Origin of the sequence: Pseudomonas brassicacearum subsp. neoaurantiaca (assembly GCF_013608025.1) — a bacterium.
GTDB lineage: Bacteria > Pseudomonadota > Gammaproteobacteria > Pseudomonadales > Pseudomonadaceae > Aquipseudomonas.
Genome location: NZ_VDLV01000016.1, coordinates 54,497 through 66,409, shown reverse-complemented (window position 1 = coordinate 66,409; position 11,913 = coordinate 54,497). Strand labels below are relative to the sequence as shown.

Here is an 11,913-nt window from a genome sequence, read left to right as displayed (position 1 = left end):
CCTGTGTCTTTTGATGACCGCCGGGCGGGCTGGAAAGTTTCGACGGCCTTACCGACGGAAGGGGCCGAGCGGGTTCTGTGGCGAGGGAGCTTGCTCCCGCTGGCCTGCGCAGCAGGCCCATGCATTCATCCTGACGTGACGAGGTATCCAGGTTTCAGGGCCGCTACGCGCCCCAGCGGGAGCAAGCTCCCTCGCCACGGGTTTTGTATTGGCCTTCCGAGCGAACTTGCCGGCCCGATGTTGATCAGTTCCTTACCGACCCCGTGCGAAGGAGCCCTGCGTTTTGTCTCGATTGAGCACTGTACTGCTGCTGTTCCTGCTGGCGCTGACCGGCACCAGCGCCTACGGGACCGCAGCGGTCCCCGGCACCTCCAAACCCGCCGAAGCCCCGGCCGAACCCGAGCCGCTGGTGCAAGGTGGCCTGTTGGGCGCGATCAGTTCGAGCATCGATGACGTCCAGGACAAGCTCGACCTCGACCAGAACCTGGTGGATGCCTGGCGCCTGCGGGCGGATCGGGCGGCGGATGAGGTGGATCGGCTGGTGGACCAGACGTCCCGTTCGTCGTGGCGTGTGGCCGGGGATTTCCTGCTGCTCTCCGGCGTGTGGCTGGGGACGTTCGCGCTGCTCTGGACCGGCGCGCGATTGCTGGTGCGACGTCTCGGTCGGCGCCGCTGGCTACGAACGCGCCAGCGGGTGCGAGACCTGCTCGGTTATCTCTTGCCGTACACCTTGCCAGCCGTGGCCTGCCTGCCTTTGACCCTTTATGTCAGCCATTTCCTGCAAGTCTCGGTTGGTCGCGCCCTGGCGCTGTGTTTTGCCTACGCCACCAGCAGCGGCATTTTCTCCACGTCGGTGTTGCTCTGCGTGATCGTGATGTTCAACGCCGGCCATAAACGCCGTGCCGTGGCGATCATCCGGCATTTCAGCCCGCGGCCGTTGTTCCTGATCGGCTTCCTGGCGGCCCTCAGCGATGCCTTGACCAGCCCGCAGATCGCCCGCCAACTGGGCGGCAATATCACCAGCAGCGTCGCGGTGTTCACCGGACTGCTGGCTTCGCTCATCTTCGGTTGGCTGGTGATCCACATGCGCCGGCCCGTGGCCCACCTGATCCGCAACCGGCCTTTGGCCCAGCGCCTCAAGCAACCTGCCTTGCAAGAGTCCCTGCGAATCTTTTCCGGCCTCTGGTATTGGCCGATCCTGCTGATGATATTGGTCTCAGCGGTGAGCCTGATCGGTGTCGGCGAGGACAACCAGAAAGCCCTGCGTTGCGCCTTGTTCACCACCATCCTGCTGATCGCGACGGTGTTTCTCAGCACGGTGTTCCAGCACATCTTCAAATCACCCAAGGCCGAGGCTATCCAGCGCAACAGCGCATACAAGGGGCGGCTGTTGAGCTTGCTGCACGCCTTGCTGCGGATCGTCATGGCCGTGGCGTTCATTGAAATCCTCGGGCGAATCTGGGGCATCTCCCTGTTCGAATTCGCCTCGCGCAACGCCGTGGGACGAGCGATCAGCGATTCTTTGAGCCGCATCGGCCTGATCTTCCTGATGACCTGGCTGACCTGGGTGGTGCTCGACACGGCGATCCAGGAGGCGTTGAAGCCACCACTCAACAAGCGCGGCGCCCGCCAGCCCAGCACGCGGGTGAAGACCATCCTGCCGCTGTTGCGCAACGCGGCCAAGATTATCCTGGTGGTGATTTGCGCAATCACCACCATGGCCAACCTCGGCATCAACGTCGCGCCATTGCTCGCCGGTGCGGGCGTGGTGGGGCTGGCGATCGGTTTTGGTTCGCAGCAATTGGTGCAGGACGTGATCACCGGGCTGTTCATCATCATCGAGGACACGCTGTCGATCGGCGACTGGGTGGTGCTCAGCTCCGGCCACGCCGGCACCGTCGAAGGCCTGACCATCCGCACCCTGCGCCTGCGCGACGGCAAGGGTTTCGTGCACTCGGTGCCGTTCGGGCAGATCAAGGCCGTGACCAACCAATCCCGGCAATTTGCCTTTGCGTTTTTCTCGGTGCAGTTCACCTACGACACCGACGTGGACCGCGCCATTGAACTGATCCGCGAAGCTGGCGATTCGATTTCCGAGGACCCGTTCCTCAAGTTCAACCTGCAAGGGCCGCTGGATGTATTCGGCGTGGACAAGATGGACCTCAACGGCGTGGTGCTCACTGCCCAGTTCCGCACCGTGTCGGGCGGGCAATATGCCGTGGGCCGGGCGTTCAACCAGCGATTGAAGAAACTTGTGGATAACGAGCCGTCGGTGCACTTCGCGCAGACTTATCCACAGCAGGTGGTGATGCCGAAGCGGTTGGATACGCAGGTCGAAAATTCAGCGCCTTCGACGGAGGTATCATCGAAGCCGTCCGACCAGCTTGCCCGATAACCCGTGGCGAGGGAGCTTGCTCCCGCTCGGCTGCGCAGCAGTCGTCGCTTTGAGCAAGATTGGATGCAGAGCCGAAAACTTTGGGGCCGCTGCGCAGCCCAGCGGGAGCAAGCTCCCTCGCCACAGTTTTGCGGGTGTCTGGCTAAAGGTGTTGGATCAGCTTCGTGCGAATTTCAGCCATTGCTTGAGCATCCAACTCCACCCAAAGCTGTTGCTTGCCCGCAACCTGCGCCGCCACCGGCAGCCCATCCCGATACACCAGCCGATTACTCGCCAGCGCCGGCACTTTCGCCCCGGGCAACAAAGTGCCGGCCAGGTTCAACGGATCAACCCCGCACACCGCCACCAGGCTGCCATCGGTGGGCCGACGCCGTGCTTCGCGCAGCAGCGGGATGGCTTCGGGCAAGGCGAATTGTTCGCCGGCCAGCCCGCTGACAAAGCGCCCGCCTCGAATCTCTCCCCGTGCCTCCAGACGATGAAACGTGCGCAGCAATTCACGCCAGCTCGGCAGCCAATCGGCCTCGCGCTCCAGCAGGCGCCAGAACACCACGCCATAACGGCGCAACAGGGTCATGGCGATGTGTTCCAGGGTATCGGGCGGTGTGGGCGCGGGCCGGTTGCCGGGTTCTGGCGCGGGCGAACTGCGGCGTAATAAGGACCAGCGCCCGGCATCGTCCATGCCGCCGACAAACGCCCCGCGTCCGCGCCGGCTGCTACGGGCCTGGCGTTTGCTGGCAGGGGTGATCAAGGCCCGCAGCCCGGCGAAGCTGTCAGCATTCACGAGCCCGGCACCGACCAGTTCCTGCAAGGCGATTTCCAGTTCGCTGCGCAGCAGGTGAGCCTCGTGCAGCAATTCATCGAAAAACAACGCGCCATGTTCACTGAGGGCCTGATGGACTTTTTGCGTCTTGAGCGACAGTTCGCCGACCGGCGTCTGCTCGCCCAGGCTGCTCCACAGCGCAACCTGGGTACGCGGCAACAACACGATCGGCGTGCTGCGCAGGGCGCTGGCAGACAACTTCTGGCGGGCGCTCAGGCGCGTCCAGACGAACTTGCCGCTGCGGCACAGTTCATCCAGCCAGCTCGGCGAATAATCCTTGATTCGCGCCGGCAGCAGGTCGCTGTCCCAGGCCGAGGCGGCGGCAGGGTAGCCTTCGAACTGGCCGATGATCGACGGCAGCACCGCGTTGCCGCGGCCCTGGCTGGACGGCGACAGATGCTGCCAGTCGAACAGGAAACGCATGAAATCCTGCAACGTCACCGGCTCGATTTCCCGGCGCAAGCGCTTGACCGTGTAGCGGTGGATCCGCGCCAGCAGATGCCGTTCGCACCACTCCTCTTGAGCGGTGCCCGGGGTGAAGCGACCGCGCAGCACATACCCTTGTTGTTCGAGCAGGGCCAGGGCCTGGGTCGCTTGTGCCGGCGACAGCCCCAGCGGGTAGGCGATCGCGGTCAACGGTTGCGGGCCAAAGGCACTGAGCCGCGCGCGCAGCACCTCCACCACGGCCTCGTCGCTGTCCCACGGCTCATCGAACCCCGGCAGCGGTGCCAGCGGCGGCTGCCATTTGGCTTGTGGATAAATCGCTTGCAGGCACGTCAGCCGTTCCAGCGGCACCCACAGGCCGCGCTCATCACTGATTTGGATGTGGCTGGCGCGACCGCGCTCGGCCAGGGTGCGCAACCCGTCCAGCCACGACCGCTCGGCACTGGCTTCGCTGTCGGCGATGCAGGCCAGGCTCATCAACGCTTCATGGATTTCATCGACATTGGTCGGCGTCGGCCAGGCCTCTTCCCGCACGGCCTGGATGGCCTCGGCGTCCAGTGCGCCGAGGTCGTCGGTGGATTGCGGATCACTCCAGCGTCGGTTGATCACCGCTTGGGTGCGGCGTTCCTCCAGCGGCGCGTCGTCGAGAAAGGTATAAGGCCGGGCGCTGAGGATTTCTGCCGCCAAGGGCGAGGGCGCCGGCAGGTCGCGGCTGACCAGGCGAACCTCGCCCGCTTCCATGCGCCGCAACAGCGCCAGCCAGCCTTCGCTGTCCATGGCTTCGTGCAGGCAGTCGTCGAGGGTCTGTTCCACCAGTGGGTGGTCGGGAATCTCACGCTCGCCGGCGAGGTTTTCCAGGCAAGCGATCTGGTCCGGGAACACGCTGGCGATCAAGTCTTCGCTTTTCATGCGCTGGATCTGCGGCGCGACTTTGCGCCCGCCGGTGTAGCGCGGCAAGGCCAGGGCCACGCCGGCATTCCAGCGCCAGCGCACGCCGAACAGCGGCGCATCCAATACCGCTTGAATCAGGATCTGCTCGGCGCTCTGGCTGTTGAGGTAGCGCCAGACCTCGTCCAGTTCGAAGCTGTGGCTGGTGGACAGCGACAGCACGATGGCGTCCTCGCTGGCGGCGGCCTGCAATTCGAAGTTGAAGGTGCGGCAGAAACGCTTGCGCAGGGCCAGGCCCCAGGCGCGGTTGATGCGGCTGCCGAAGGGCGTGTGGATGATCAGTTGCGTGCCGCCGGACTCGTCGAAAAACCGTTCCATCACCAAGGTGTCCTGGGACGGCAGGGCGCCGAAGGCCAGGCGCGCCGGGGCCAGGTAATCGAGGATCTGCTCGGCGCTGGCAAGGTTCAGGTGCAAGGTGCCGGTCAGCCAGTCGAGTGCCGGTTGCAGATTGCCCGGCGTGGCGCCGAGCAGTTGATCGAGCTGGGCTTGCAGGCGGGCCACGGCCTGGGACAGCTCGGCGCTGCGCCCCGGAGCTTCGCCGAGCCAGAACGGGATGGTCGGCGGCTGGCCCTGCGCGTCCTCGACCCGCACGCGGCCGGTCTCGACGCGGATGATCCGGTACGAGGTATTGCCCAGTTGGAACACGTCTCCGGCAATGCTCTCCACCGCGAAGTCTTCGTTGACGCTGCCGATGTTCAAGCCCTGGGGTTCGAGCAGCACGCTGTAGTCGGCGTTGTCCGGGATGGTGCCGCCGCTGGTCACGGCGGTCAGCTTGCTTCCCCGCCGCCCGCGCAAGGTCCGTGTCACGGCATCACGGTGCAGGTAGGCACTGCGCACGCCCTGTCGGCCGTTGAGACCTTCGGCGAGCATTTGCAGCAGGGCCTGGTAGTGTTTTTCGTCCAGCCCGGCATAGGGCGAGGCGCGGCGGAACATTTCCAGCAAGGCCTGTTCATGCCATTCCTGGCAACTGACCTCGGCGACGATCTGCTGGGCCAGGACATCCAGGGGCGCCTTGGGGATGTGCAGGATGTCCAGCTCGCCACGGCGCACGCAATCGAGCAGGGCGGCGCATTCGATCAAGTCGTCCCGGGTGGTGGCGAACAGGCGCCCCTTGGGCGTGCCGCCGACCTGGTGGCCGGAGCGGCCAACCCGTTGCAGGAACGCCGAGATCGAACGGGGCGAGGCGATCTGGCAGACGAGGTCGACGTCGCCGATGTCGATGCCCAACTCCAGCGACGCCGTGGCGATCAGCACCTGCAGTTCGCCGCGCTTGAGGCGTTGCTCGGCGTCGAGGCGAAACTCCTTCGCCAGGCTGCCGTGGTGGGCCGCCACGGCGTCCTTGCCCAGGCGCTCGCTCAGATGCCGACTCAGGCGTTCGGCCAGGCGCCGGGTGTTGACGAACACCAGCGTGGTCCGGTGCGCCCGGGCCAGCTCGGCGAGGCGGTTGTAGACCAATTCCCACACGTCGTTGGCCATCACCGCCGACAGCGGCACGGGTGGCACCTCGATGTCCAGGTCCCGTGGGCGGGCGTGGCCGATGTCGACAATCTCGCAGGTGCGCCCTTCGCCGACCAGAAACCGTGACACCGCTTCGATAGGCTTTTGCGTGGCGGACAAGCCGATGCGCATCAGCGGTTCGGCGCACAGCGCTTGCAGACGCTCCAGGCTCAAGGCCAAGTGACTGCCGCGCTTGCTGGCGGCGATGGCGTGGATTTCATCGACGATCACCGTGCGGGTGCTGGCGAGCATCTGCCGGCCGGAGTCGGAACCGAGCAGCACGTAAAGCGATTCGGGTGTCGTCACCAAGATGTGCGGCGCGGTCTTGCGCATCGCCGAGCGTTCTTTCTGCGGCGTGTCACCGGTGCGCACGGCGGTGGTGATGGGCAAGGGCGGCAAGCCCATTCGCTGCAACTGCTCGGTGATGCCGGCCAGGGGATTCTGCAGGTTGATCTGGATGTCGTTGCTCAAGGCCTTGAGCGGCGAGACGTAGACCACCAGCGTCGCGTCCGGCAGGCCGCCTTGTTCCAGGCCGCGGTGCACCAGGTCGTCGAGCACTGCCAAAAACGCCGTCAACGTCTTGCCCGAACCCGTTGGCGCGGCGACCAGCACCGAACGACGCTGGCCAATCAACGGCCACGCCCGGGCCTGGGCGGCCGTGACCGCCGGGAAAGTCTGGCTGAACCAGGCGCGAACGGCGGGGTGAAAGCCTGCCATGGCGTGGTCGGCTGCAAGGGGCAGATTCATGTGGGCAGTTTAGGCGGGTGGGGTGGGGATGATGCAAGTACCGTCCGAGATCTCTATCGTCTGTTCCGGCCCCATCGCGAGCAAGCTCGCTCCCACAGGGATCGCATGCACATTGGAGATCCCCTGTGGGAGCGAGCTTGCTCGCGATGAGGGCCTCAAGACCAGCACAAACCCGGCGATCTGCACTTTACGGATGACGGTTGCGCACTAAACCCGCAAAATGCAACGATTCGGACGACGCCCTCGGGCGTTGTCGACCAAATTCTTGTGCCAACAGACTGGGCCTGCTGACTTTATGCGAATGCGCCTTATGTTACTGGGCGGCGGAAATGCCCTTGGGCAGGCGCTGATTCGCCTCGGTGCAGAAGAAGACATCGGTTTTCTTGCCCCCCGCCCCCCCGAAGACGGCTGGGATGCCGCGAGCCTGACGCAACTGCTCGACGACACCCGGCCGGACGCCTTGATCAACCTGGCGTACTACTTCGACTGGTTCCAGGCGGAGACTGTCAGTGAGCAGCGCCTGGCCAGCCAGGAGCGGGCGGTCGAGCGCCTGGCGGAACTGTGCCAGCATCACAATATCGTCTTGCTGCAACCGTCGAGCTACCGCGTGTTCGACGGCTCCCGCGCCACCGCGTACAGCGAAAAGGACGAGCCCGTCCCCCTGGGCCTGCGTGGCCAGGCCTTGTGGAGAATCGAGCAAAGCGTGCGCGCCACCTGCCCGCAACATGTATTGCTGCGTTTCGGCTGGCTGCTGGATGACAGCGCCGACGGCATCCTCGGCCGTTTCCTGGCCCGGGCCGAACAGCCCGACGAGTTGTTGCTGGCCGACGACCGACGGGGCAGTCCGACGCCGGTTGACGATGCGGCGCGCGTGATCATCTCGGTGCTCAAGCAACTCGATTGTGCGGCGCCGCTGTGGGGCACCTATCATTACGCCGGCCATGAGGCGACCACGCCGCTGGCGCTCGGCCAGGCGATCCTCACCGAAGCCCGCGCCTTGCATCCGCTGGCGATCGAGTCGCCCACCCCCCAGGCCCATGCTGCAAGGCCGGACGCCGCGGAAGAACCGCAGCATGCGGTCCTGGCCTGCAAGAAAATTCTGCACACCTTCGGGATCAAGCCCCGCGCCTGGCGCGCCGCGCTCCCAAGCTTACTGGATAGGTTTTATCGCCATGGCTGACGGCCCTGTACTCATCACCGGCGGCGCGGGTTTCATTGGTTCGCACCTGACCGACGCCTTGCTCGCCAAAGGGCACTCGGTGCGCATCCTCGATGACCTGTCCACCGGCAAGCGCAGCAACTTGCCGCTGGACAACCCTGCGGTGGAACTGATCGAAGGTGACGTCGCCGATGCCGCGCTGGTGGCTCGGTCCATGGTCGGTTGCAGCGCCGTGGCGCACCTGGCCGCCGTGGCTTCTGTGCAAGCTTCGGTGGATGATCCGGTGCGTACGCACCAGAGCAATTTCATCGGCACCCTGAATGTCTGCGAGGCCATGCGCCAGAGCGGCGTGAAGCGGGTGCTGTTCGCCTCCAGCGCAGCGGTCTACGGCAACAACGGCGAAGGCGAGTCCATCGACGAAGACACCCCCAAGGCGCCGCTCACGCCCTACGCGGCGGACAAGCTGGCCAGCGAATTCTATTTTGATTTCTATCGTCGCCAGCACGGCCTGGAGCCGGTGGTGTTCCGCTTTTTCAACATCTATGGCCCGCGCCAGGATCCGTCCTCGCCGTACTCAGGGGTCATCAGCATTTTCAGCGAACGGGCGCAGAAAGGCCTGCCGATCACCGTATTCGGCGACGGCGAGCAGACCCGGGATTTCGTCTATGTCGAAGACTTGGTGGACGTGCTGGTCCAGGCCATCGAAAAGCCAGAGGTGGAAGTGGGCGCGGTGAATGTCGGCTGGAACCAGGCGACGACGCTCAAGCAGATGCTCCAGGCCCTGGCCGTCGTGGTAGGCGACTTGCCTGCGATCAGCCATGGCCCGGCGCGTTCCGGTGACATCCGCCATTCGCGGGCCAACAACCGTCGCCTGTTGGAGCGTTTCAGCGTTCCAGACCAGACGCCGATGAGCGTGGGGTTGGCGCGGTTGTTGGGGCGCTGAGTTTCACCGTCGCAAAAAAAGGCGCCTTTCGGGGCGCCTTTTTTGTGAGTCATGCATCGCTTTTGTGGCAAGTGAAACCTGTGGCGAGGGAGCTTGCTCCCGCTCGAGCGCGAAGCGGTCGCAAATTCGTCGGGCCTGCTTCGCAGTCCAGCGGGAGCAAGCTCCCTCGCCACAGGGTGTGTAGGCATCTCAATGTCGTGTGGGGCTCAGAACTTGTAACCCAACCCCACCATGTAGACGAACGGGTCCACATCGACGTCTACCTTGGCCCGGGTGCCACCGGCCACGGCGTTGTTGTCGACATACGCGGTAGTGTCGATGTCGATGTAGCGGATCTGGCCGTTGATCATGATGTTGTCGGTCAGCATGTAGTCCGCACCGACTTGCCAGGCCATGCCCCAGCTGTTTTTCGCGCGGAAGTTGCTGAAGCCATTGGCGCTGGCTTCGCTGCCGACGTGCTCGTCATAGATCCAGGTGTAGTTGATGCCCGCGCCGACATAAGGCTGGAAGGCCGATTTGGCGTCGAGCGGGTAGTAGACCAGGCTCAGGGTCGGCGGCAGATGCTTGAGGGTGCCGAGCTTGTTGTTCGCGGCGCCGAGGGCGGTGCCTTTGATTTTTACGTCATGCTCGAACGGCGAGGCCGCCAGCAGTTCGATACCCCAGTTGTTGGTGAGCATGTAGGCGAAGTTCAAGCCCAGTTGCGTGTCGCTGCTCATGGTCGCCTTGCCGCCCAGGTCGGCGCCGGCCAGCGGGCCACGGTCGACCTTGACGCTGGAACTGTCGCCGTCCGGGTTGACGGTGATCGCACCGGCGCGAACGATGATGTCGCCCGCGGTGTGGGCCTGGGCGAGTGGGGCGGCGAGGGCGAGCGCGATAAGGGAAGCGCTGAGCAAGGACTTGTTCATGAGGGCTCCAAAGGGCATCGAAAATTGATGTCCCATGGTACGAAGCCGTCTGGTCCGGTCTTTTGACACAGCTCAATGAGTCAGGGGGTGTTTAATTGACTCAGCTCAATGAAATGATGATGAGCAAATTTTCCAGGGCCCTTCGCGAGCAGGCTCGCTCCCACAGTTTGACCGCATTCCCTCTGAAGAAACACGATCACCTGTGGGAGCGAGCTTGCTCGCGATAGCTATCTCATCAACAACCCATCACCACCGGATTCACTCCGGCAGCTCATACACATAAATCTTCTCAGCCTCCATCTGATACCCGGCATCGGCCAGTTCACTGGTGGACGGCTTGACCTGCATCGGCCCTTCGACCCAATACGGTTGATACAACTCGTCGAGCTTGACCCCGACTTCGCTTTTCACATGGACGATCTGGTTCGACGGCGGAGGCGGCACATGGATGCAGGCGCCGAAATACGGCACGAGCAAGAAATCCGTGGTGCGACCTTCTTCGCTGACTTCCAGCGGCACGATATAACCTGGCAGGCGAATCTGCTGGCCGTCGAGGGCCTTGACCACCGGGGCGTTGGGCAGATCCTGCTTGGCCGCTGGCGCGGTTTCGGCGGCCAGGGCATCGCTCATTTTCGACAGGTCGTGCAACGGGGTCATGTTCGGCACTTCCGGCGGCGCGTCCGGCGGGATCATTTCCGACCAGGCCAGGTCCCTCGGCTCGGCCGCCCAGAGAGGCAGGGCGACCAGCATTAACAGCGCAAGCAGGGCGCGGGGCATTTTCGGGTTCCTCATAAACGGATCGACAGGCCATCGGCCAACGATTGGCGGTAGGCGCGCCAGGCCGGCACGCTGCCCATCAACAGGGCTGCGACCAGGATGCCAGCCAGCAGCGTCCATTCATACTCGCTCGGCCAGCCCAGCGGCAGGTACAAACCGTAGGCCGACTGCACGTAACCCTGGGCGGCGGCGATGCCGATGTACAGCAACGCCAGCCCGGCGGTGACTCCGGCCAACGCCAAGGCAAAGGCTTCGAGCACCAGAAGACTCGCGATGTGCCACGGCCGCGCGCCCACCGAGCGCAGGATCGCCATTTCCCGACGGCGCTCGTTGAGGCTGGTGAGAATCGCCGTGAGCATGCCGATCAACCCGGTCAGCACCACGAACAGCGAAATCACGAACAGGGCTTTTTCCGCCGTGCCCATCAAGCTCCACAATTCCTGCAATGCCACGCCCGGCAGGATCGCCAGCAGCGGTTCGCCGCGGAATTCGTTGATCTCGCGCTGCAAGGCGAAGGTCGAGATCTTACTATTGAGGCCGAGCATGAACGCGGTGATCGCTTGGGGCGTGAGATCCATGTTGCGGGCCTGGTCGGCGCTGATGCGGCCATTGCCCTGGGCCGGCACGCCGTTTTTCCAGTCGATGTGGATGGCCTCCATGCCGCCGAGGCTGATGTGCAGCGTGCGGTCCACCGGCGTACCGGTGCGCTTGAGAATCCCGACCACGGTGAAGGGTTTGTCGTCATGCTTGACCAGGCTGATCGCCGCCACGCCGTGGGCCAGCACCAGCTTGTCCCCCAGTTTGTAATGCAGCGCCTCGGCTACTTCGGCGCCAAGCACGACTTCGAATGGATCGGTGGCGAACGCCCGGCCATCGGCCAGTTCCAGGTGTTGCTGGCGGCCGTACTGGTAATGCTCGAAGTAGGCTTCGGTGGTGCCCATCACCCGATAACCGCGATGGGAATCGCCGAGGGACATGGGAATCGCCCATTTCACTTTCGGGTTCTTGGCGAACTGCTCGAAGCTGTCCCAGCGGATATTGTTGGTGGCGTTGCCGATGCGAAACACTGAATACAACAGCAGGTTCACCGAGCCGGAACGGGCACCGACGATCAGGTCGGTGCCGCTGATGGTGCTGGCGAAACTGGCCCGCGCCTCGGTGCGCACGCGTTCCACCGCCAGCAGCAGGCACACCGACAGGGCAATGGCAAATGCGGTGAGGATCGCGGTGAAGCGGCGGTTCGCCAGGCTGGCCATGGCTAGACGGAACAAATACATC

General features: G+C 64.2%; 7 protein-coding genes. 3 read left to right on the top strand and 4 right to left on the bottom strand.

The annotated features are described in order from the left end of the window. Positions 1–283 precede the first annotated feature (283 nt). A complete protein-coding gene (locus FHK92_RS13065) occupies positions 284–2,395 on the top strand; it encodes a mechanosensitive ion channel family protein (RefSeq protein ID WP_258232661.1) in 2,112 nt (703 codons plus the stop codon). Positions 2,396–2,537: 142 nt separating this feature from the next. Here FHK92_RS13065 and FHK92_RS13060 read toward each other — a convergent pair whose 3' ends face one another. Continuing rightward, entirely contained in the window at positions 2,538–6,851 is a 4,314-nt protein-coding gene (locus FHK92_RS13060) for a DEAD/DEAH box helicase (protein ID WP_181288429.1), read from the bottom strand. A gap of 295 nt (positions 6,852–7,146) precedes the next feature. Between FHK92_RS13060 and FHK92_RS13055 the strand changes: the two genes are divergently transcribed. Both FHK92_RS13055 and FHK92_RS13050 read left to right on the top strand, forming a co-directional pair. Next, positions 7,147–8,031: a sugar nucleotide-binding protein gene (locus tag FHK92_RS13055; RefSeq protein WP_181288428.1), complete on the top strand. Its 885-nt coding sequence runs from the start codon at positions 7,147–7,149 to the stop codon at positions 8,029–8,031. Further along, complete coding sequence (locus FHK92_RS13050) at positions 8,024–8,953, top strand: NAD-dependent epimerase/dehydratase family protein (protein WP_181288427.1); 930 nt, start codon at positions 8,024–8,026, stop codon at positions 8,951–8,953. The genes FHK92_RS13055 and FHK92_RS13050 overlap by 8 nt, the downstream gene beginning before the upstream one ends. A 206-nt stretch (positions 8,954–9,159) precedes the next feature. On the opposite strand, the gene FHK92_RS13045 is transcribed toward FHK92_RS13050, so the two are convergent. The 3 genes from FHK92_RS13045 to FHK92_RS13035 all read right to left on the bottom strand — a co-directional run bounded on the left by FHK92_RS13045 (position 9,160) and on the right by FHK92_RS13035 (position 11,912). Next, positions 9,160–9,858 carry an OmpW/AlkL family protein gene (locus tag FHK92_RS13045; protein WP_181288426.1) on the bottom strand — a complete coding sequence of 233 codons (699 nt, stop codon included), beginning with the start codon at positions 9,856–9,858 and terminating at the stop codon, positions 9,160–9,162. 258 nt (positions 9,859–10,116) lie between these two features. Continuing rightward, positions 10,117–10,635, bottom strand: a complete 519-nt coding sequence (locus FHK92_RS13040) for a DUF3299 domain-containing protein (protein ID WP_181288425.1) — start codon at positions 10,633–10,635, stop codon at positions 10,117–10,119. A gap of 11 nt (positions 10,636–10,646) precedes the next feature. After that, positions 10,647–11,912 (bottom strand): ABC transporter permease, encoded by a 1,266-nt coding sequence (locus FHK92_RS13035; protein WP_181288424.1) that lies wholly within the window; start codon positions 11,910–11,912, stop codon positions 10,647–10,649. Position 11,913: the final 1 nt, after the last annotated feature.

Bases quoted from the DNA above. Each gene is read 5' to 3' on its own strand.
- FHK92_RS13045 (WP_181288426.1), bottom strand. From the start codon at position 9,858: ATGAACAAGTCCTTGCTCAGCGCTTCCCTTATCGCGCTCGCCCTCGCC.
- FHK92_RS13055 (WP_181288428.1), top strand. From the start codon at position 7,147: ATGCGAATGCGCCTTATGTTACTGGGCGGCGGAAATGCCCTTGGGCAG.
- FHK92_RS13035 (WP_181288424.1), bottom strand. From the start codon at position 11,912: ATGTATTTGTTCCGTCTAGCCATGGCCAGCCTGGCGAACCGCCGCTTC.
- FHK92_RS13040 (WP_181288425.1), bottom strand. From the start codon at position 10,635: ATGCCCCGCGCCCTGCTTGCGCTGTTAATGCTGGTCGCCCTGCCTCTC.
- FHK92_RS13050 (WP_181288427.1), top strand. From the start codon at position 8,024: ATGGCTGACGGCCCTGTACTCATCACCGGCGGCGCGGGTTTCATTGGT.
- FHK92_RS13060 (WP_181288429.1), bottom strand. From the start codon at position 6,851: ATGAATCTGCCCCTTGCAGCCGACCACGCCATGGCAGGCTTTCACCCC.